Consider the following 19,366-nt stretch of genomic DNA (forward strand, 5'->3'; position numbering starts at 1 on the left):
GTCAAGGAAACGGATTTAGTACGGCACAACGGCTCGTGGCATAGTGGGAGGTGGAGAATTCCCTGACAATATCTGGGGCCCCCTTACCCGTCCGGCAGATTTGACCTGTAATGCACGGTCGCGCGTCTGCCAGGCCCCTTAGCAATGAGGAGAACTGTAGTGTCTGAAGGTTCTGTAGCGTACAAAATCAAGGTAGTTGGCCCCGTCGTCGAACTCGACGGCGATGAAATGACTCGTATCATCTGGAAGTTCATCAAAGACCGCCTGATTCACCCGTACCTTGACATTGATCTGCGTTATTACGATCTGTCTATCCAGAACCGGGACGCCACCGATGATCAGGTGACCATTGATGCTGCGAACGCCATCAAAGAGCACCACGTTGGCGTCAAGTGCGCCACAATCACCCCGGACGAAGCCCGCGTAGAAGAATTCGGCTTGAAGAAAATGTGGGTTTCCCCGAACGGGACCATCCGCAACATCTTGGGCGGCGTCGTATTCCGCGAGCCGATCATCATCTCTAACATCCCGCGCCTGGTGCCGGGCTGGAACAAGCCGATCATCATTGGTCGGCACGCTTTCGGTGATCAGTACCGCGCCACCAACTTCAAGGTTCCCGGTCCGGGCAAGCTCACCATGAGCTTCGAGCCGGCAGATGGCTCCGAGCCGATGAAGTTTGACGTCGTCAGCTACCCGGAAGCGGGCGGCGTGGCCATGGGTATGTACAACTTCACCGATTCGATCAAGGACTTTGCCCGGGCTAGCTTTGCTTACGGTCTGCAGCGCAACTACCCGGTGTACCTCTCCACCAAAAACACCATCCTGAAGGCCTACGACGGCCAGTTCAAGGATCTGTTCCAGGAGATCTTCGACAACGAGTTCAAGGATCAGTTCGACGCCGCAGGTCTGACCTATGAGCACCGCTTGATCGATGACATGGTTGCCTCCGCGATGAAGTGGGAGGGCGGCTACGTCTGGGCTTGTAAAAATTACGACGGCGATGTGCAGTCAGACACCGTGGCACAGGGCTTCGGCTCACTCGGCTTGATGACTTCAGTACTGATGACACCGGATGGACAGACGGTTGAAGCTGAGGCTGCTCACGGCACTGTGACCCGTCACTACCGTCAGCACCAGCAAGGTAAGCCCACCTCGACCAACCCGATCGCGTCAATCTTCGCTTGGACTCGCGGTCTCATGCACCGCGGCAAGATCGATAACACCCCCGAGGTAATCGAGTTTGCGGAGACCCTTGAAGACGTCGTTATCAAGACTGTCGAGTCCGGCAAAATGACCAAGGACCTCGCGCTCTTGGTCAGCCAGGACCAGGCGTTCTTGACCACCGAGGACTTCTTGGCAGCTTTGGACGAAAACCTTTCGGCACGCTTGGCTGGCTAATTCCTTGGCTGGCTAGTTCAGCGAGCCGACTAGCTCTGCTCAGTTTACGGACGGCGCTTCCCTGTGGGGAGGGATCGTTTTCGTTTGCGTGACTCTGCATGACGTGGGAGAACATTTTCTGAGGTAATCCTAAGGTTTCCTTGAAAAGATGTTGCGTCAGCACGGGCGGGTGCTTGTATTTGACACCCTACGAAAGGTTCTATCGTGGCCACTAACGACCACTTGACCGCAAGAAATCCGTTGACCACCCAGCTTGGTCTGACAATTCTGCGGGTTTTTCTCGGCGCCATGTTGACAATCCAAGGCACGCAAAAAATCCTCGCCGGTCCGCAGGGATGTGTCGCCAACTTTCAGGCGATGGGAGCTCCTTTGCCTGAGATCTCCAGCTGGCTAGTAATTCTTGGCGAATTCGGCCTAGGCATCGCGTTGATCTTCGGCGTGTTTACCCGAGTTGCTGGCGGACTCGCTGCTTTGATGATGTTTCTGATCTGGCTTGCTACTGCAGCAGGCGATCCGCTCTTTACCGACGCGCCCGGGATTACTGCCGGATCACTTTGGTTCTACTTTGTGGCGGCTCTGGTTTTGGCATTCGCTGGTGGCGGTACGCTCTCTGTTGACAAGATTTTTGCTGCCATCACGGCCAAGGGGCGGGGGCATGCGGCGTTCGAGGAGCCACAAACCGTTACGGTTTGAGTACCTGAGATGCCGTAAATCGATGAATTTGCCCAGGATGAGCGCGGTTCTGGTGGCAGCCGAAAAATACCGAATTTAGGTCAGTTTTGACCATCAAAGCAACCGCTTGTTTTAAAACTGGAAACAAGCGGTTGCTTTTTGTCGTGAAAGGTTGCACAATCACGTGATGTAGATCACATTTGGTAACGATTTTGCCTAAAATTCGTTACCTGAATTTTCCACCTAAAGTATGTCCAAAAATAGCTAATTGGCTTTAGTGTTCTGGATCATATTCGGTATGAGGCCGGGCCAACCCGCACGCCTGCCCGTACCGCTGTTGGGAAGGGAAATTGATGAACCGGAAGAAAGTTCTTTCCACTATCGCGGTAGTGGTAACAGTTGGATTTTTGATGAGTTCTTGTGCAAATCAAGCTGCTACACCGGGGGATAGCAGGGCCTCTGGCGGCGGGAAAGTGAATATCCCGTCAATCTCCAAGGTCGATATTCCGCCGAACGCCCCGTCTCGCCTAAGGGCGATGGCAAGGCTACGTGCCCGGCAAACACCACACTCGCGTACATCGGCGCCGAGACCGGCCCGAATGCTCAATTGGGTATCAACATCTACAACGGCATTCAGCTGGCGATCAATCAGCATAACGAAAACAACCCTGGCTGCCAGGTGAAATTCAGCAAGTATGACACTGAAGGTTCGCCGGATAAAGCCAACGGCCCAGTTACCCAGGTGACCACGCAGGCGGACGTCATCGGCGTCGTCGGCCTGCCGTTCTCGGGTGAGTCAAAAGCGACCGGAAATATCTTTGAACAGGCCGGACTGGTGCATATCACCCCGTCTGCTACCGCTCCAGTTTTGACTACCAAAGGTTGGACGACGTTCTTCCGTGGCTTGGGTAATGACTCGGTGCAGGGACCAGCAGCTGCCAAGTTCTTAACGGGAAAACTGCAAGCTAAAAAGGTTTTCGTTGTGCAGGACGATTCGGAATACGGCATTGGCCTGGGCACCGCAGTCTCCAGCGAACTGAGCAAAGACAACTTGGCAGGAACTGAAAAGGTGACCACCGGGCAGAAGGATTTCTCCGCGGTGATTTCCAAGATTCAGACCGCCAAGGCTGACGCGGTGTTCTACGCCGGTTACTACGCTGAGGGTGCACCATTTGACCAGGGTCTGGTCAACAAGGGCTGGGAAGGCACTTTTCTTGGGCCCGACGGCGTCAAAGATGACCAGTTAATCAAGCAGGCCGGCGATGCGTCCAAGAATGCCTACTTCACTTGCCCTTGCATTCCGGGCGAGTTGATTCCGGACTTTGCCTCGTAGTACAAGAAGATCTCCAACGGCGTGGAGCCCGGAACGTATTCCATTGAAGGCTACGACGTCACCACTGTGCTGTTGGCCGGAATTGATGCTGGCAAGCAGACCTGAGCTGACCTGCTTTCTTGGGTCAAGTCATACGACAAAGATGGTCTTGCTAAGCACTACAAATGGAACGACAAAGGCGAGTTGGCCACACCAACCGTCTACGGTTACAAGATCGAAAACGGCAAGATTGCGCCGGTAGGCCCGATTAGCTAGCGGTCCTTGAAAAGGCTGTTGCGGGCCGTGATGGCACCGCAACAGCCCTTCAAGGGCTGGACTTGTCTCACCTACTCGGCATCGTCAGGACCACTCAATGCTCGCTACCTTAATCCATGCTGTCCCACAGCTAGTTCCAACCGACGGTGAATGGATCACCTTCGACGTCAACTCACTCGCTCAAAACTTTTGGAGCGTTACCTTCGACGGCCTGACCTTCGGCGCAATTTATGCGCTCGTGGCGCTCGGCTACACCCTGGTTTACGGGGTGCTCAATCTCATTAACTTTGCCCACTCAGAAGTATTCATTGTCGGCTGCTACGGTGTGGTTTTCACACTGACATCATTAGGCTTCGGTCCTTCTGCGCCGCGGCTCGACATTTGGTCAATCATTTTGAACCCCGTTCTGGCTATGGTCGTGGCAATGATCGCCTCGGCAGCGGTGGCCTACGTTTTGGAACGGGTCGCATACCGGCCGTGACGATGTTCAAACCGACACCGATATTCGAGGTGTTCGGTTCGATCATCGATTCTCAGCAAATTGTGATTGTCGTGGCGGCGGTGATCATGATGATCGTGGTCGACCAGTTCATTCGACGCTCACGCACGGGCCGTGGCATCCGTGCGGTAGCTCAGGATCCAGATACCGCAACCTTGATGGGCGTCAATAAAGATCGAATTATCGTCACCACCTTCATCATCGGCGGAATTCTCGCCGGAGCCGCTGCTTTGTTCTATGTCATGAAAGTGCCGTCCGGCGTCGTCTACAACGGCGGATTCGTCTTGGGAATTAAGGCATTCGCCGCAGCAGTGCTCGGTGGCATCGGTAACTTCCGTGGCTCTCTGCTTGGCGGGCTAGCCTTGGGGCTCATTGGCAACTACGGCCAAATCTTGCTCGGGAATTCACGATGGACCGACGTCGTCGCGTTCGTGGTTCTGGTCTTGGTGCTCCTGGTGAGACCGCAAGGAATTCTTGGCCAATCCCTGGGAAGGAGCAAAGCATGACTACCTCAACTAGCGGAATTGCCAGTAGCAAGAATCAGAAGCGCAAAGGTCTGTTTAGTGGTTTAGGCGAAAAATGGCGTTCGCTTTCGCGTCCGCAACAATGGCTCTGGCTGCTCATCGTCGTCGGCTTGGCTTATGCCTTGCCGGTGCTCAATCCACCAATCATCACTACTGAGCCGGGCAACAATTTTGCCTTGGCTTGTTTCCAGATGGCAGTTTTTGCGCTTGGTGCCGTCGGGTTGAACATTGTGGTGGGTAATACCGGTTTGCTCGATTTGGGCTATATCGCCTTTTTCGCAGTGGGTGCCTATACCGCAGCAATGTTGACTAGCCCGGATTCACCTTTTGTGAAGGTTCCGTATTTGTGGACCGTGCCAGTGGCCATGGCGGTGACGATATTCTTTGGCGTCATCCTCGGCGTGCCAACGCTGCGGCTGCGCGGTGACTACCTGGCCATTGTCACCTTGGGTTTCGGCGAAATTGTTCGAATCATGGCAACCATCATTCCGGCAATGCGCGGTCAGGTTGGTTTCCAGAACATTGGTCGCCCGCCAGGTAAAGATGCGTCCGGGGTGCCGATTTTTAGCAATTCCAATGGCACTCCCTGGTATTGGCTGACCATAACCGTGATCATTATTGTGCTGCTTTTAGTGGGCAACTTGGAGCGAAGCTGTGTTGGTCGTGCTTGGATTTCGATTCGCGAAGATGAAGATGCCGCCGAGATCATGGGCGTACCCACGTTCAAATACAAAGTCTGGTTCTTCGCATTAGGCGCAGGCATCGGCGGATTGGCCGGTGCGCTCTTTGCCGGGGCGAATGGCTTTGTAAACAACCAAAAGTTCGACGTGCAGACTTCAATCCTGTTCTTGGCTGCGGTAGTTCTTGGCGGTGCAGGCAACAAGGCTGGCGCGATCATTGGCGGCGCGGTGGTTGCCTATGTGCCGTTGCGCTTTACCGCGATTGCTGACTACAAATACCTGATTTTCGGCGCAGCACTTGTGCTGCTGATGATTTTTCGGGCGCACGGCTTGCTCGCAGCCAGATTGCAATTGCTGGCTTACGGCCGACGAGTTTATGAAAAGGTAGCCAAAAGACCTTCGCATTCAGCATCGGGGCCCGATTCACCAAGCCCCGACGGCGACCCGGAAGTCAAGGAGGCCAAAGCATGAGCGTCAGCCCAGAAAATGGCGCGATATCGGAAGCTGTCGCAGAACAAGTCGCCCCGGATCGTGAGATCGCCGTCGAAATCGGTGACAATCTGATTGAAGTGCAAAATTTGACGGTGAAGTTTGGCTGGTTGACCGCTTTGGACAATGTCTCCTTCAACATCAAACGTGGCGAGATCCTCGGTCTGATTGGCCCAAACGGTGCGGGTAAAACCACTTGCTTCAATGCCATGACCGGGGTTTATAAGCCAACCTCGGGCAAGGTGTTATTGGAGGGCTATTCGATTGGCGGCAAGCGTCGGCATAAAATCACCCGGCTGGGCTTAGCCCGGACTTTCCAAAACATTCGGCTTTTTATCGAGATGACGGCGTTGGAAAACGTTGTTGTCGGTTTGGACGCACGGCACCGGACGAGCGTTGTAGGTGCTCTTATTCGATCTCCTCGGCACATTAGAGAGGAGAAGTCCTCGATTGAACGCGGGATGGCGCTGCTGGAGTTTGTGGGCATTGCCGATCAAGCGAATTCACTCTCGCGGAATTTGCCCTATGGCTACCAGCGACGGCTGGAAATTGCTCGTGCCCTGGCGACGGATCCGAAAGTGCTGTGCCTAGATGAACCAGCGGCAGGCTTCAATCCCTCCGAAAAAGAGGAGTTGATGGGCTTGATCCGATCAATTCGCGACGACGGTTATACTGTGTTGCTGATTGAGCACGATATGCGGCTTGTTATGGGCGTTACTGATCGAATCGTGGTGCTGGAATTCGGTAAGAAGATTGCCGACGGCGCGCCGCACGAAATTCGTGACGATCCGAAAGTTATTGCCGCCTACTTAGGGGAGCCCGAAGATGACCTTGCTTGAGCTCAAAGAGGTCTCGGTGTTCTACGGACGGATCCAAGCGATTCACAATATGTCCTTCAGCGTCAATGAAGGCGAAATCGTTTCATTGATTGGGGCCAACGGCGCTGGTAAAACCACGACGATGAAAACCATCTCTGGGTTGCTCAACCCGACTAAGGGCAGCATCCTTTTTGAAGGCCAAGATATCACCAAGGTTAAACCGCATATCCGGGTGGTTCGAGGGATTTCGCAAGCGCCGGAAGGCCGCGGGATTTTCCCTGGCATGACGGTAGCGGAAAATCTGGACATGGGCGCATTCGGCCGAGCTGATAAATCAGGACTTGATGCGGACCTGGAACGAGTCTTTGATTTGTTTCCGCGCCTCAAGGAGCGCCGCAAACAACTGGGCGGCACCATGTCTGGTGGCGAACAGCAAATGTTAGCGATCGGTCGAGCACTCATGTCCGGACCCAAATTGTTGTTACTGGATGAACCGTCTATGGGTCTTGCCCCGCAGCTGATCCGGCAAATATTTTCGATTATCACCGAGATCAACAAGCAGGGCACCACGGTTTTGCTCGTGGAGCAGAACGCGAACCAGGCGTTGGCTCGAGCGGACCGAGCGTTTGTTTTAGAGACAGGCTCCATTACCCAAAGCGGCACGGGTAAAGAGCTGCTGGCTAACCCGGCGATCAAGGAAGCCTATCTTGGCGTCGCCTAGAAGCTAGCCATCGTTTACGGGGCAGTTGGTGCGCGTTTGCAAGACTTGCAGAGCGCACTAGCTGCCCCGCTGACGTAGATGACGTAGATGACCGCTAGTGGCGTCCGGCGCTATTGCAGGTCATGCGGATATACGACGCCTATTTGCGCGCGTACGCCGTCGAAAAATCGCATGATGTCGAGCGAGTCTTGCCAGGGCATTGTGGGACTTTGTTGCAGCTCGGCCTGGATGCATCGAGTGACTTCACGCAGTTCGTGGCTGTAGCCCCGCCAAGCAAGGGTAAATTCTTCGACTCGGTCGGTGTCCCCACCAGCGCCATTCCAGCCGGCCCTCACCCTTAGTCCGGAGGGATTATTCATCGAGCCGATGGATTCGAGATAACCTAGGCTGCCTACGACCGTCGCAATGCCAGGGCATTGGGCCACCAACGAACTCATCAATTGAGCTTGGCCGCCGCCTTGGTAGCTCAAAGTCAGCGCATTTTGTTCGTCCACACCCCAATCGGTCAGCGAGCCGTTCGCGGTTACTGAATCCGGTGCGCCGAACATGCCCCAGACCCAGAGCAAAGGGTAGACCGTGAGGTCTAATAGTGCGCCCCCCGCCGTCGATAGGAGCCAAAATTCGCGAGTTGCGATCCATCGGCGCCGGGAAGCCTAAATCCGCGCGCACCCAGCGGATGGTTCCCAATTCGCCGTCGGCCGCAATTTGCAGCGCCCGTTGAATTCCTGGCACAAAACGTGCCCACATGGCTTCCATGAGGAACAGGCCGCGTTCGCGTGCCAGCTCGATCAGAAATTCGGCCTCGCGGGCATTGATCGTGAAAGCTTTTTCGCACAGCACATGCTTACCTGCTTCAAGCGCCACCTTAGCAACGTCGAAATGCTGGCCGTGTGGCGTCCCGATGTAGACCACATCGATCTGCTCATCCTGAAACATTTGCTGGTAGCCGGCAATGCCGTCCCGATCGGCGTAGCTTTTTTGGAAGCCGAATTGCTGCGCGAACGTTTCCGCGTTTTCAGCGGTACGAGACGAAACTGCAAACAACTGCGCGTCGGCTAATATCGCTAAATCGGTAGTTACCGAGTTAGCGATATTGCCAGTAGAAACCACACCCCAGCGCAGCGTGCTTCCGGTTGCTGCCTGCGAACCAGCTTGGCCGATCTATGAAACGTGGGGAGTTAGTCATGGAGCTATTGTTCCATCTTCTAGCGTCAGTTAGTGGGTGAATTTTGCTGCACAATCATCCTTGCCTAATACGTACTGAGTATGCAATTCTTGCTGCAAGAAGAATTTATCAATCAGAGTGAGGTTTTGTCGTGAGGGTACTGCGAAGAGTCGTTTTCCGATCGTCTGGATTGTGGTGTTCGCAATCATCGCCATCGCCTTAGTCAAACTTGCCTTTCTGGATGGACTCAAGCCGAGCGAGCAACGTTGTCGGGGCACCCGCGGCCAATATCGAGCAGGCCACGATAAAAGTGGCCAAAGGGAACATCGATAATGTCGTCGAGGTCAAAGGGTCTGTCCGTTCGGATCCATCGATTCCGGTGCTATCCAGTGCCGCTGGCGAGGTTGTCAAAGTCTTCGTCGATCCCAAGGCGGCGGTTGCCGAAGGCGACCCGCTATTTCAGGTGAAAACTGAGGTGCGTCAGCAGCCTAATGCGGCGCAGCAGAGTAACGATGGAAAGGCCGGGGCGGAGCAGGCGTCGCCAAGCAAGCCGATCTACAAGTACACGAGCGTATTGGCTCCGATTGCGGGGACCTTGGATAGTTTTCCGGTGCTGCTGGAACAACAAGTTACCGTGGGCCAAAACGTGGGCAGCGTCAGCCAACAGACCCTGTCTATCGAAGGAAATCTGGACAGCGCGCAACAATACCGGTTATTGAGTAAACCGACTACCAGTACGGTGACTGTCAACAATGGTCCGGCACCTTTTGAATGCCCTAACGTGAGCATTGGTGCTGCTGATTTGGCTGGGAAATCATCAGGATCGGGTAGCTCTGGATCAGGTGGCACGGGCGCTGCCAGCGGTTCCGGGTCGATGGGGCAGCAAGCTGGTCCTGGCGGATCGGGCGGCGGTACCGCTGACGATGCCGCAGTATCCGGCAAAGTGACCTGTAAGGTGCCGGCCGGCGTCCCGGTCTTCGCCGGTCTGGGTGCGAAGATGTCGCTCGTCGCAGGCAGCGTAAAAAAGTGCTGCTTGTTCCGCTCACGGCGGTGAAAGGCACCTTTCAGAGTGGCCAGGTGTGGGTGAAGACGGAAAAGGGCTCCGAAGAGCGCAAAGTGGGATTGGGCCTCAGCGACGGCAAGACGATTGAGGTGACTTCTGGGTTGGTCGAGGGTGACACCATTTTGAAGTATCTCCCTGGCGCCACGGGGGACCAAGGAAACTGCCCGCCAGGGACGCCGTGCAACTCGGCCGTCAGCCCAGCTATCGTGGGTGGCTGAGAAATGGCTGAAGAGACGCTCATTGAGTTGGAAAATGTCACTCGCACGGTGATTTTACCGAATGACGAGACCTTGGCCATCTTGCACGGGATCAATCTCACCTTGAGTCAAGGCGATCACACCGCAATTGCGGGGCGTTCGGGCTCTGGTAAATCTACTTTGCTCAACTTGTTGGGGTTGCTGGACCTACCAACCGATGGCAGCGTCCGGTTCCTGGGGAATGACGCCAAGCGACTTGGCGAACGTGCGCGAGCACGATTACGCGGCGGTTCAGTGGGTTTCGTCTTTCAGCAATTCAATCTGCTACCGGGCCGGAGCGCTCTGGAAAATGTGATGATGCCCTTGCTCTATGCCGACGGCGGCAAGTTTTGGCGACGGCGTTCGCTCGCGGCCGCGATGCTCGAACAGGTTGGTTTAGCAGATCGGATGGATTCAGTGCCAGGGCTACTTTCTGGTGGTGAACAGCAACGAGTGGCGATTGCCCGGGCCCTGGTCCGGCGACCGCAACTGATTCTGGCTGATGAACCGACTGGGGCACTGGATGTGGAGACGGGGCAAAACGTGATGAAACTGCTTGATAGCGTTGCCGCAGAAACAGGCGCTGCGTTGGTGGCGATCACGCATGATCTCAATGTGGCTCGATTGGCCCGAATGCATTTCCGACTCGATAACGGTGTGCTGACCGAAGACCCGACGTTGGCTGAGCTCGCAGATAGAGGTGTCCGCATGACCGCGTTCATTGCTGCAGTGGTAGAAGCCTGGGGCGAATTCAAAGTTCAAAAAGCTCGTGTGCTGCTCTCGCTGATTGGTGTGGCGCTTTCGGTCGCAGCGTTGGCGTCAGTGGTCGGCGTAGGCGATTTGGCCCGGGCATCTATGCAGCAGAGCCAAGAAAAGTACAGTGGCCGCACCGCGACAATCCAAACGTACTTCCAGACGATGGCTGCCAAGATGCCAGCCGACGCTCGGCAGAAAATTGATGAGTTGGCAGACCGATACGGCTTAAAATATGTCAGCTTGAAAGGTTCGGCAAACGGTAGCTTCCAATTCATCAATGGCGCGGCACAGACACAAATTTCGATTGTGGATCCGGCCTATGACATCATCCATCGGCTCAAGGTCAGCAGGGGATCATGGTTTGCTGCCGACGATGCTCAACGACTGACACCGGCGCTGGTTGTGAACGAAAAATTTTACGACGCAATGGGTCGTCCGGATCTCAACAAATAGCCCGAAGTGGAAATGACCGGCGACGTGAGTAAAACCAGGGTGGTCATTGGGGTAGTGCCCAACGAGTACGAACAAGCCCAGCCAATGGCCTATGCCTTACCGGGTATTGCCACCGAGGGTACTGGAGATTTCAGCGGCATGAGCCTGGAAGTCTGGGTTCAACCGGAGCAAGCTCAACAGCTGGTGCAGGCCTTGCGGTCTGACTTTGCTGCGATCTTCCCCAACGTGCCCGCCGACGTCCGGAGGAGCGACTACGCAGCCCAAGGCGATCCCTTTGCCAGCGCACAGCTGCTCATTGCCGGAATCGCGGCCCTGGTGATGTTCCTGGGCGTCTTGAGCCTGCTGAATATCACCTTGGTGACCATCCGGTATCGTGTGCGAGAAATCGTTATTCGGCGAAGCTTTGGCGCTACTGGTGGTCGAGTGTTCTTCGGGGTACTGATGGAGTCGGTGGTAGCCACGACCGTCCCTGGAATCCTTGGCGTCATGGCGGCCATATGTCTTGGTGAAAAATCCCTGGATCGAATCAAAGATCGGACCGGGAATGACAGATTACCCGCCATTCCCGGTCAGCGCCGCTTTGATTGGTCTCGGGGCCGCGATTCTTGCTGGCGCCGTAGCCGGTGCCTTGCCTGCCCTAGTTGCGGTGCGGGTCAAGGTGATTGATGCGATTCGTTTCTAAGTGGATAGACAGTTGAAGCTAACGATTCAGGAATCTTCCCAAATGTACTCTGCTAAGCCCCAACCAATGATCTCACTGGGTGTGAAGATATCGATGATCTGGTCCGGTTTCCCAAAAGAGCAGTCGACGGCTTCAGCAGAGTTGGCACCGTCTTTGACGTGTTCCACCTGAGCGCCGGTCGAATTGAAAACATCAATATAGCCCACGCATGTGTAGGGGTCTTTATCGTTCCAGTTCTGTACTAGCCCGGCGTTGCTGGTGCACTCATAATTATATGGCGGACCGCTGTTAGCTTGTGCTGGTGACGCGATTCCGATCGAAACGACTAGCGTCAATGCTAGCGCCGAGATAATGCTGAGAAACCTGGTAATTCGTTGCATAGCTCCTCCTTGTGAGAGCCAGGAGGCAGGGCTTGCACTTGTCCACCCCTTTGGCAAGAATCTGGTTCTCTGATTCTAAGCCGGTTCACAGAGCTTGCCTAGGATAGTCGCCGATGCAAACCAGAACGGCGGCCCTCCCTACGGTGGGGGCGTCGGATCTTTGAGACAGCTGTTGTTACTTAGTTAGCGGTCCCAGAGTCGGGTCATTGGCATAGGCTTCAGCCGCATTGGCCTTTGTGACAATAACCGGGTCGAGGAACTTGGTGGGTACCTTTTTGGTGCCGTTGTCCTGCTCGCTCGTAGTGGCATCTAAGCCCGGTTTGGATTCGTCATTTTCCAAGAACCCAGCGAATACATCAGCGACTTAATACGTTTGATTGACTAACAATATTTCTTGGCGTATATTAAGCCGCCTGAGGCACCAAACCTCGGTAAATCAATCTGAACTAGACTGGCGGCTGTTCGAAGAATCGCGAGAGATCGAAGTTCGTGGGGGTAGACAAGCCGTCTAGCCTTACAAACAGGATGGACGAAAATGGGATCCAATCGATTCTCTAAGACTTTTCTTTTTGGGATCTTGGTAGCGCTATGTGCAGTTCTATTCTTAGCCCCGCCGGCCACCGCAACTGATCGAACGCCCAGTCTAAATACTCACTTGGAATCACAGAGCTTGCTGCTCAATGCTCAAGTCTCCGCCACTACACCGGTCGCGATAGCCGATACCAAAAATACAGATGCGATGCCCCCTACTGGAGAATATGAGTATTTCTGTATTAATTTGGGTGTTGGTTACAACTGGAACGATAAAGCACCGAATTCTTGTCCTGGGTGGTTGGATGTTTACATCAGTGGTAATCACGTTGGACATATCAATACAGGTGGGAGTGGTGGCCTCGATGTTCCAGCCTCTTGTGTTCTCGGCGGAGCGTTTTTTACAATCACCGCATTTTTACCAGGAGGAGTCGTGGTTGATCTTGGCTGGGTGTCCGTATCCACAACTCTCGCGGCTCTTGGAATCACGATCTTAGGTTGCGCTGGGCACTGACACTGCGAAAATGACTTGACCAACGATCTTAAACGGAAGCGGCGCTCGTCCTCTGACGAGCACCGCTTCACGTGCCTAACCGAATTACTTAGTCAGCGGTTCTAGGGTCTGATCATTCTTGTAAGCTTCGGCCGCGTTGGCCTTGGTGACAATAACGGGGTCGAGGAACTTGGTCGGGACATCCTTGGTACCGTTATTCGACTTTGTCGTTGTTTCAGGGGTCTTGCCCTGTTGCAAATCGGTCACCATCGAGATGGCAGCTTTTACTAGGTTGCTGGTGTCCTTGTTGATAGTCGAATACTGCTCGCCAGCCATGATCGACTTAACAGATTCGACCTCGGAATCTTGTCCAGTTACTACCGGAATCGGCTTGCCAGCAGCTTTGACCGAGGTGATGATGGCACGAGCTAATGTGTCATTCGGGGAAAGAACTCCATCAAGCGATGCAGTCGTGTAGTTTCCGGCTAGAAGCGTATCCATTCGTTTCTGAGCATTCGCAGCAAGCCAACCTTGGGTAGCTGCATCGTTCTGAGTCACCTGTCCAGAAACTACTTTGATTGTGCCGTCGTCAATTTTTGGCTTGAGCACCTTCATCGCACCCTCGAAGAATGGCTTCGAGTTAGCATCGTCGGGTGAACCTGCGAACCACTCAACGTTGTAGGGGCCAGAGGCCTTTTTTGCTTTCATACCGTCAAGCAATGCTTGGCCTTGCGACTCACCAACTTTGAAGTTGTCGTAAGCCAAGTAGTAGTCGACGTCGCTGGTATTTGTCAGCGCACGGTCGTACGCAATGATGGTAGCTCCAGCCTGCTTCGCTTGCTTAATCTGGGTTCCCAGTTGCGAGCCATCAACGGCGCCAACAATAATGACCTTAGCGCCATTGGAGATCATTGAGCTGATCTGGTTTTGCTGTTCAGTCGCGCCATTGTTGGCGAACTGAACGTCGGCCTTAAAGCCAGCACTGCTCAGATCGGACTTGAATAGGTTTTCGGCCAGAACCCAGTTTTCTGAGGTCTTCTGCGGAAGGGCAACACCGATTGTCGCGTCTTTAGCGAAGCCGCCGGCTGAACTGCTACCGCCGCCGGAGGAATCGCCGCGGCCGCAGCCGGTCAGAGCAAGCGCTGAGATGGCAGCAATGGCCGCGACCGACGTCAGCGTCTTAGTGAATTTCACCATGATTGTCGCTTTCTTTTTCGAGTGATTGTTGAATGAGAAATTAGGTGTTTGTCTGCAGCCCGGTCTTTTCACTCCGACTGAAGTTCTTCATCATGAGTCCGATGATCGATTTGCGACCTTGGCTCTTATTGTAGACGTCAATGGCAACTGCAACCAAGAGGACAAGCCCCTTGATGACCGACGTCCAGTTCGCCCCAACACTCATCAGCTGCAGGCCGTTATTCAGCATTGCCATTACCAGGCCGCCGATCATAGACCCCAGTACCGTGCCGACGCCGCCACTCACTGCTGCACCGCCAATGAAGACTGCGGCGATTGCGTCAAGCTCCCAACCGGTACCGTCGGAGGGGCCGGAGGCGGTAGAACGACCAATAAAGATGATTGCTGCCACCGCGGCCAGGATCGACATGTTCATCATGACCAGAAAGTTCACTTTGCGGCTCTTTACTCCAGAGAGCTCAGCGGCATTCTTATTGCCACCGACTGCGTAAACGTGACGGCCGAGAATTGTTTTCGACGAGATGAATCCGTAAATCAAAACCAATACAGCCAGGATGACACCGGCAATCGGGAAGGATGTGCCCGTGCGCCCCGAGGCAAAGAGATAGGTCGCGAAGATGATAACCGCGGCCACGAGAATCACCTTGACAATTGGTACCCAAAGCGGCGGCACAACAGCCCCAAGGTTTTTCGAGTTTTGGCGCGAACGAACTTCGCTCCAAATCAAGGCTGCCAAACAAACCACGCCGAGAAGTAAGGTCAGGTTGTTGTAGCCAGTATCTGGGCCAATCTCAGGTAGGTATCCGCCGCCTAGAAAATGGATTTGCTCAGGAACTGGGATGCTCTGTGAATTACCAACGAGCTGATTCAAGCCACGAAAGAGAAGCATGCCAGCGAGCGTCACGATGAAGGCTGGAATACCGACGATTGCCACCCAGAAGCCCTGCCATGCGCCAACTAGCGCTCCGACCACCAGACCTAGAAGGACTCCGACATACCAAGGAAGTCCCCAGTCCCGCATCGTAATGGCGACAACAATGCCGACGAAAGCTGCCACGGAACCGACCGAAAGATCAATGTGTCCGGCAATGATGACTAGGACCATGCCGATTGCAAGAATCAAGACGTAAGTGTTGCCGTTGATCAAGTTCTGCATATTGAATGGAGTGAAAACCTTGCCGCCAGAGAAGATCTGGAAGAAGACCATCAGCGCAATCAATGCAAAAATCATGCCGAACTGGCGGAGATTGCCGCCGAATATCTGTTTGATGTTGTTCATCAGTGCGTTCCTTGTTGATTGCGCTAGCTAAGCGGACTTCTTGGCGGTGGTCATGAGCTTCATCAAGCTTTCCTGGTCGGCGTCACCCTTGTTAAGCACTCCGGTAATAGCGCCCTCGAAGATGGTATAGATCCGATCAGAGAGACCCAGTAGCTCTGGCAACTCAGACGAAATCACGATCACGCCTTTGCCTTGATCGGCGAGTCTTTGAATGATGCCGTAGATCTCGTACTTTGCGCCGACGTCGATTCCTCGGGTTGGCTCGTCCAGGATTAAGATGTCTGGATCTGTGAACATCCACTTGGACAGGACCACTTTTTGCTGATTTCCGCCGGAGAGCTTGGCTACGCCCTCGTCGACATTGGGTGCTTTGGTACGTAATTGCTTGCGGTACTCCTCCGCGACCTCGTACTCGGCATCGTCGTCGATCACAATCCCTTTGGTGATCTTCTTCAACGCGGCTGAAACTGTCGTCGCTTTGATGTCATCGAGCAGGTTCAGACCCAGTGATTTGCGGTCTTCGGTGACGTAACCCAGACCCGCATCGATGGCTTGAGAGACATTGTGTAGTTTGATTTCTTTGCCATCTTTGACGATGGTGCCAGAAAGGAATTTTCCGTAGGAGCGGCCAAAAACGCTACGAGCCAGCTCGGTGCGACCGGCACCCATCAAGCCAGCAAAGCCAACGATTTCGCCGCGCTTGACGGTGAAGGACTCATTCTTGCAAACCATCCGATCGGCGATCTGTGGATGCGCGATGTTCCAGTTCTTTACCTCGAAGAAAACCTCGCCAATGTTCGGAGTGTGCTCCGGGAATCGTGATTCCAAAGTACGTCCCACCATGCCGCGGATAATCCGGTCTTCATCGACGCCGTCGGCTTTGACGTCCAAGGTCTCAACGGACTTGCCGTCGCGAATGATGGTGATTGAATCCGCAATCGCCTCAATCTCGTTGAGTTTGTGCGAAATCATGATCGACGCGATGCCTTTGGACTTCAAGCCGCGGATCAGGTCGAGCAAGTGTTGTGAATCGGATTCATTCAGCGCGGCCGTGGGCTCATCCAAAATGAGCAGCTTGACTGACTTGTTCAGCGCCTTGGCGATTTCTACCAACTGTTGCTTGCCGACGCCGATTTCCTTCACCGGAGTTTCTGGATCATCGCTCAGACCAACCCGCGCAAGCAGATCCACCGCACGACTGCGGGCTTCGCTCCAGTTGATGATGCCGAACCAGGTTGGTTCATTACCCAGGAAGATGTTCTCAGTGATTGACAGCTCTGGGATGAGGGCAAGTTCTTGGTGGATGATGACGATGCCCGCCGCTTCGGAGGCGCGAATGTCACGGAATTCAGAGACTTTGCTTTGGTAGACAATGTCACCCTCGTAGCTACCGAAGGGGTAGACGCCGGAGAGGACCTTCATCAAAGTGGACTTGCCCGCGCCGTTTTCGCCGCAAATCGCATGGATTTCGCCAGCCCGTACGGTTAGCGAAACATCCGAGAGCGCTTTCACTCCCGGAAACTCTTTTGTGATCGAACGCATCTCCAGAATCACCGGAGCAGCATCGGTACCGCTGACTGACATGAACATTCCCTCCCAGTGGGACGCCGTCGTCGCCCCGGTGCTTACGTCTGAAGAAAGTAAACTCGCTCAGACGCCTTGTCGTCAAGTATTGAACGCAACAACTAGATAACGACTGTTGCTAAACCGCTATTCCTGAGCTCACCGTGGCACCAATTCCTTGGTGCTGGAAAACTAGTGCCGCGCCGCCTAGAGCCTCGGCTCGGTTGCCCATTGACGACATCACCAAGTGGGTCGTCTCACCAACTACCGGCACTGCGTGCCGGATGAGGCCCCGACGAATCGGCTCAAGCAGTACCTCGCCAAGTTCGGCAAGCGAACCACCCACCACGATGACCTCGGGGTTCAGCAGGTTCGCAACATTGGCGATTGCCCGGCCAACTGCTTGACCGGCGTCGTCGATCACTCGAAGTGTTGCAGAGTCCTTTTCGCGCGCCAGTCGGATGATGTCTTCGGTGGTGATGGGCGCCGGGGCGCCACGAGAGAGAAGCTCGATCATGATCGCGGTGGAAGCGACCGTCTCTAAGCAGCCTCGATTGCCGCAGCGGCAGATCAATCCTTGTTCAGAAATGGTCGCGTGACCGATTTCCCCGGTGACGCCAATATTGCCGTAATACGGAGATCCACCAAGAATTAAACCCGCACCGATTCCGCTGCCGATTTTGACGAAAACTAGATCTTCAACGGCGCTGTGTACGCCCCACGTGACCTGAGCTAGTGCGCCAAGATTGGCGTAATTGTCGACGTAAACAGGCACTTTGAGAGCATCTTCGAGCATTTCGAGGATGTTGATGCCCACCCATTCCGGCAGGATTGCTCCCTGAATTACTGTGCCGGTACGACTGTCGATTGGACCTGGAATTCCGACGCCGGCTCCCACGACAGCGCTGGCGGGTAGCCCCGCGTCGTGGAGTAGACCTTGAAGCAAATCTGCGGCTGCCTTGACGCCCTCGACGGCGAGGTGCCCCAGTGGCAATTTGATCGATCGTTCGGCGATCACGCGGTAGCCCAAGCTCGCAATGGCGACTCGGACGTGGGTTCTGCCGACGTCGATTCCGACCGCGACCGCGCCATTGGAATTTAGCCGCACTGAGGTGGCACGTCGGCCAGAACTGGTGGTTGGCGCAGTGGAGACCAGGCCGCCGTCGGACATGATTTTAACCAGGTTTGAAACGGTGGCCGTTGATAACCCGGTATGCCGGGAGAGTTCGGCTTGGGTGAGTGGGCCCGCGTTCAAGAGTGTTTCGACGATCCGTTGCTGGTTCGACTGACGCAAGGCCGACTGTGATCCCGGGTTCCGGGGGAGGCTCTTCGTCGAGCGTGGATCGGCAGACATATAGGTAGAGTGCATCACTTTGCCGTTGAAGTCAAGAATTGAACGCATAGCGGAAACAAAGTTTGCGGGCGCTTTCATGAAAGTTTTTTCCAAAATTGCTGCCTGGAGGCAAACTTTTGGCCACACGGATGCCTAATGTCGCGGCGAGGTTGTTGAGTATTAGTCCAAAGCTCTAAGCATGAAGTTCGCGGTGCGCCTGAGCTAGCTCGCGGTAGTGCGCAGCATTGCTCCGAATGCCCTCAAGCTCCTCGTCGCTGATTTCGCGGCGAACTTTGGCTGGCACGCCGGCCACCAGTGAGCGCGGCGGAATCTCAGTACCTTCAAGCACTACGGCACCGCCAGCGATGAGCGAGCCAGCGCCAATAGTTGCCCCATTCATGATGGTGGCGCCCATACCAATGAGCGAATCATCGCCGACCGAGCAACCGTGCACCACGGCGCCGTGCCCCACGCTCACGCCGTCGCCAATAATGGCGGGGAATCCTGGATCTGCGTGCACCACAACGTTGTCCTGCAAATTGGTACCCGCGCCGATGCTGATTTGGCTGGAGTCACCGCGGACTACGGCTCCGTAGAAGGCGCTCGATGCGGTGCCAATCGTCACTTGACCAATGATGCTTGCACTGGGAGCGATGAATACGTCGTCAGCGATCTGCGGCACGCTGCCAGCAAATTCATATACAGGACTCATGGGCTCAGCGTATCGCCCTCGGATGCATTTTCGGCATAGGGATGCCGTTCCAACGCGTTACTCGACTAACCCAAAGCCGAAAATGCAACCGAAGTTATCCACAGAGCTACGGTTGCCTCTTTTGCTCGCGGCGC

Annotated in this window: 20 protein-coding genes and 2 pseudogenes; 13 read left to right on the top strand and 9 right to left on the bottom strand. The window is 54.7% G+C overall.

Annotation, left to right across the window (positions count from 1 at the left end; translation table 11 throughout):
- Nucleotides 1-144: 144 nt before the first annotated feature.
- The 8 genes from RSAL33209_RS01020 (at nt 145) to RSAL33209_RS01050 (ending at nt 7,389) form a co-directional block, all read left to right on the top strand.
- Entirely contained in the window at nt 145-1,398 is a 1,254-nt protein-coding gene (locus tag RSAL33209_RS01020; protein ID WP_012243709.1) for an NADP-dependent isocitrate dehydrogenase, read from the top strand.
- A gap of 204 nt (nt 1,399-1,602) precedes the next feature.
- The gene (locus RSAL33209_RS15760) at nt 1,603-2,091 is read left to right on the top strand and encodes a DoxX family protein (protein ID WP_012243710.1); all 489 of its coding nucleotides are present in this window, start codon (nt 1,603-1,605) and stop codon (nt 2,089-2,091) included.
- 586 nt (nt 2,092-2,677) lie between these two features.
- On the top strand, nt 2,678-3,403 hold the full coding sequence (locus RSAL33209_RS18410) for a branched-chain amino acid ABC transporter substrate-binding protein (RefSeq protein ID WP_012243711.1): 726 nt from the start codon (nt 2,678-2,680) through the stop codon (nt 3,401-3,403).
- A 352-nt stretch (nt 3,404-3,755) separates the two neighbouring features.
- Nucleotides 3,756-4,139 (top strand): ABC transporter permease subunit, encoded by a 384-nt coding sequence (locus RSAL33209_RS19895; protein ID WP_012243712.1) that lies wholly within the window; start codon nt 3,756-3,758, stop codon nt 4,137-4,139.
- 2 nt (nt 4,140-4,141) lie between these two features.
- Nucleotides 4,142-4,663: a branched-chain amino acid ABC transporter permease gene (locus RSAL33209_RS19900; protein WP_425313886.1), complete on the top strand. Its 522-nt coding sequence runs from the start codon at nt 4,142-4,144 to the stop codon at nt 4,661-4,663.
- The gene (locus tag RSAL33209_RS01040; RefSeq protein WP_012243714.1) at nt 4,660-5,832 is read left to right on the top strand and encodes a branched-chain amino acid ABC transporter permease; all 1,173 of its coding nucleotides are present in this window, start codon (nt 4,660-4,662) and stop codon (nt 5,830-5,832) included. Before RSAL33209_RS19900 ends, RSAL33209_RS01040 begins: the two co-directional genes overlap by 4 nt.
- Complete coding sequence (locus RSAL33209_RS01045; protein ID WP_012243715.1) at nt 5,829-6,689, top strand: ABC transporter ATP-binding protein; 861 nt, start codon at nt 5,829-5,831, stop codon at nt 6,687-6,689. Before RSAL33209_RS01040 ends, RSAL33209_RS01045 begins: the two co-directional genes overlap by 4 nt.
- Nucleotides 6,676-7,389, top strand: coding sequence for an ABC transporter ATP-binding protein (locus RSAL33209_RS01050; RefSeq protein WP_012243716.1), 714 nt, complete (start codon nt 6,676-6,678; stop codon nt 7,387-7,389). The genes RSAL33209_RS01045 and RSAL33209_RS01050 overlap by 14 nt, the downstream gene beginning before the upstream one ends.
- A gap of 110 nt (nt 7,390-7,499) precedes the next feature.
- Here RSAL33209_RS01050 and RSAL33209_RS18415 read toward each other — a convergent pair whose 3' ends face one another.
- Both RSAL33209_RS18415 and RSAL33209_RS18420 read right to left on the bottom strand, forming a co-directional pair.
- Nucleotides 7,500-7,955 (bottom strand): hypothetical protein, encoded by a 456-nt coding sequence (locus tag RSAL33209_RS18415; RefSeq protein ID WP_411740980.1) that lies wholly within the window; start codon nt 7,953-7,955, stop codon nt 7,500-7,502.
- A 247-nt stretch (nt 7,956-8,202) separates the two neighbouring features.
- A pseudogene (locus RSAL33209_RS18420) lies at nt 8,203-8,499 on the bottom strand (Gfo/Idh/MocA family protein); the annotation flags it as partial.
- Nucleotides 8,500-8,795: 296 nt separating this feature from the next.
- Here RSAL33209_RS18420 and RSAL33209_RS01060 point away from each other — a divergent pair.
- The 4 genes from RSAL33209_RS01060 to RSAL33209_RS18430 are packed head-to-tail and all read left to right on the top strand — an operon-like array spanning nt 8,796 to nt 11,728.
- On the top strand, nt 8,796-9,608 hold the full coding sequence (locus RSAL33209_RS01060) for an efflux RND transporter periplasmic adaptor subunit (RefSeq protein ID WP_012243718.1): 813 nt from the start codon (nt 8,796-8,798) through the stop codon (nt 9,606-9,608).
- A gap of 29 nt (nt 9,609-9,637) precedes the next feature.
- Nucleotides 9,638-9,835 (top strand): hypothetical protein, encoded by a 198-nt coding sequence (locus RSAL33209_RS01065; protein ID WP_155116068.1) that lies wholly within the window; start codon nt 9,638-9,640, stop codon nt 9,833-9,835.
- A gap of 3 nt (nt 9,836-9,838) precedes the next feature.
- Nucleotides 9,839-11,062: an ABC transporter ATP-binding protein/permease gene (locus RSAL33209_RS19465; RefSeq protein ID WP_012243721.1), complete on the top strand. Its 1,224-nt coding sequence runs from the start codon at nt 9,839-9,841 to the stop codon at nt 11,060-11,062.
- 12 nt (nt 11,063-11,074) lie between these two features.
- Nucleotides 11,075-11,728 (top strand): ABC transporter permease, encoded by a 654-nt coding sequence (locus tag RSAL33209_RS18430; RefSeq protein ID WP_080503731.1) that lies wholly within the window; start codon nt 11,075-11,077, stop codon nt 11,726-11,728.
- 42 nt (nt 11,729-11,770) lie between these two features.
- Here the strand turns inward: RSAL33209_RS18430 and RSAL33209_RS01080 are convergent, their stop codons facing one another.
- On the bottom strand, nt 11,771-12,124 hold the full coding sequence (locus tag RSAL33209_RS01080; protein ID WP_041684272.1) for a hypothetical protein: 354 nt from the start codon (nt 12,122-12,124) through the stop codon (nt 11,771-11,773).
- 175 nt (nt 12,125-12,299) lie between these two features.
- A pseudogene (locus RSAL33209_RS17355) lies at nt 12,300-12,416 on the bottom strand (substrate-binding domain-containing protein); the annotation flags it as partial.
- 378 nt (nt 12,417-12,794) lie between these two features.
- Here RSAL33209_RS17355 and RSAL33209_RS17360 point away from each other — a divergent pair.
- Nucleotides 12,795-13,169, top strand: a complete 375-nt coding sequence (locus tag RSAL33209_RS17360; RefSeq protein ID WP_169305775.1) for a hypothetical protein — start codon at nt 12,795-12,797, stop codon at nt 13,167-13,169.
- 84 nt (nt 13,170-13,253) lie between these two features.
- Here the strand turns inward: RSAL33209_RS17360 and RSAL33209_RS01085 are convergent, their stop codons facing one another.
- The 5 genes from RSAL33209_RS01085 to RSAL33209_RS01105 form a co-directional block, all read right to left on the bottom strand.
- The gene (locus tag RSAL33209_RS01085) at nt 13,254-14,345 is read right to left on the bottom strand and encodes a substrate-binding domain-containing protein (RefSeq protein ID WP_012243726.1); all 1,092 of its coding nucleotides are present in this window, start codon (nt 14,343-14,345) and stop codon (nt 13,254-13,256) included.
- A gap of 40 nt (nt 14,346-14,385) precedes the next feature.
- Complete coding sequence (gene mmsB / locus RSAL33209_RS01090) at nt 14,386-15,624, bottom strand: multiple monosaccharide ABC transporter permease (protein ID WP_012243727.1); 1,239 nt, start codon at nt 15,622-15,624, stop codon at nt 14,386-14,388.
- Between the two features lie 27 nt (nt 15,625-15,651).
- Nucleotides 15,652-17,214: a multiple monosaccharide ABC transporter ATP-binding protein gene (gene mmsA / locus RSAL33209_RS01095; RefSeq protein WP_012243728.1), complete on the bottom strand. Its 1,563-nt coding sequence runs from the start codon at nt 17,212-17,214 to the stop codon at nt 15,652-15,654.
- Nucleotides 17,215-17,326: 112 nt separating this feature from the next.
- Nucleotides 17,327-18,541, bottom strand: a complete 1,215-nt coding sequence (locus RSAL33209_RS01100) for an ROK family transcriptional regulator (RefSeq protein WP_041684944.1) — start codon at nt 18,539-18,541, stop codon at nt 17,327-17,329.
- A gap of 172 nt (nt 18,542-18,713) precedes the next feature.
- A complete protein-coding gene (locus tag RSAL33209_RS01105; RefSeq protein WP_012243730.1) occupies nt 18,714-19,232 on the bottom strand; it encodes a gamma carbonic anhydrase family protein in 519 nt (172 codons plus the stop codon).
- Nucleotides 19,233-19,366 lie beyond the last annotated feature (134 nt).

This window comes from Renibacterium salmoninarum ATCC 33209 (genome assembly GCF_000018885.1).
In the GTDB taxonomy this organism is placed as follows: Bacteria; Actinomycetota; Actinomycetes; order Actinomycetales; family Micrococcaceae; genus Renibacterium; species Renibacterium salmoninarum.

Excerpts from the sequence above, each read along its gene's own strand:
- RSAL33209_RS01020 (WP_012243709.1), top strand. The coding sequence starts at position 145 with ATGAGGAGAACTGTAGTGTCTGAAGGTTCTGTAGCGTACAAAATCAAG.
- RSAL33209_RS19895 (WP_012243712.1), top strand. The coding sequence starts at position 3,756 with ATGCTCGCTACCTTAATCCATGCTGTCCCACAGCTAGTTCCAACCGAC.
- RSAL33209_RS19900 (WP_425313886.1), top strand. The coding sequence starts at position 4,142 with ATGTTCAAACCGACACCGATATTCGAGGTGTTCGGTTCGATCATCGAT.
- RSAL33209_RS01040 (WP_012243714.1), top strand. The coding sequence starts at position 4,660 with ATGACTACCTCAACTAGCGGAATTGCCAGTAGCAAGAATCAGAAGCGC.
- RSAL33209_RS01045 (WP_012243715.1), top strand. The coding sequence starts at position 5,829 with ATGAGCGTCAGCCCAGAAAATGGCGCGATATCGGAAGCTGTCGCAGAA.
- RSAL33209_RS01050 (WP_012243716.1), top strand. The coding sequence starts at position 6,676 with ATGACCTTGCTTGAGCTCAAAGAGGTCTCGGTGTTCTACGGACGGATC.
- RSAL33209_RS01060 (WP_012243718.1), top strand. The coding sequence starts at position 8,796 with ATGGACTCAAGCCGAGCGAGCAACGTTGTCGGGGCACCCGCGGCCAAT.
- RSAL33209_RS19465 (WP_012243721.1), top strand. The coding sequence starts at position 9,839 with ATGGCTGAAGAGACGCTCATTGAGTTGGAAAATGTCACTCGCACGGTG.
- RSAL33209_RS18430 (WP_080503731.1), top strand. The coding sequence starts at position 11,075 with ATGACCGGCGACGTGAGTAAAACCAGGGTGGTCATTGGGGTAGTGCCC.
- RSAL33209_RS01080 (WP_041684272.1), bottom strand. The coding sequence starts at position 12,124 with ATGCAACGAATTACCAGGTTTCTCAGCATTATCTCGGCGCTAGCATTG.
- RSAL33209_RS01085 (WP_012243726.1), bottom strand. The coding sequence starts at position 14,345 with ATGGTGAAATTCACTAAGACGCTGACGTCGGTCGCGGCCATTGCTGCC.
- mmsB (WP_012243727.1), bottom strand. The coding sequence starts at position 15,624 with ATGAACAACATCAAACAGATATTCGGCGGCAATCTCCGCCAGTTCGGC.
- mmsA (WP_012243728.1), bottom strand. The coding sequence starts at position 17,214 with ATGTTCATGTCAGTCAGCGGTACCGATGCTGCTCCGGTGATTCTGGAG.
- RSAL33209_RS01100 (WP_041684944.1), bottom strand. The coding sequence starts at position 18,541 with ATGTCTGCCGATCCACGCTCGACGAAGAGCCTCCCCCGGAACCCGGGA.
- RSAL33209_RS01105 (WP_012243730.1), bottom strand. The coding sequence starts at position 19,232 with ATGAGTCCTGTATATGAATTTGCTGGCAGCGTGCCGCAGATCGCTGAC.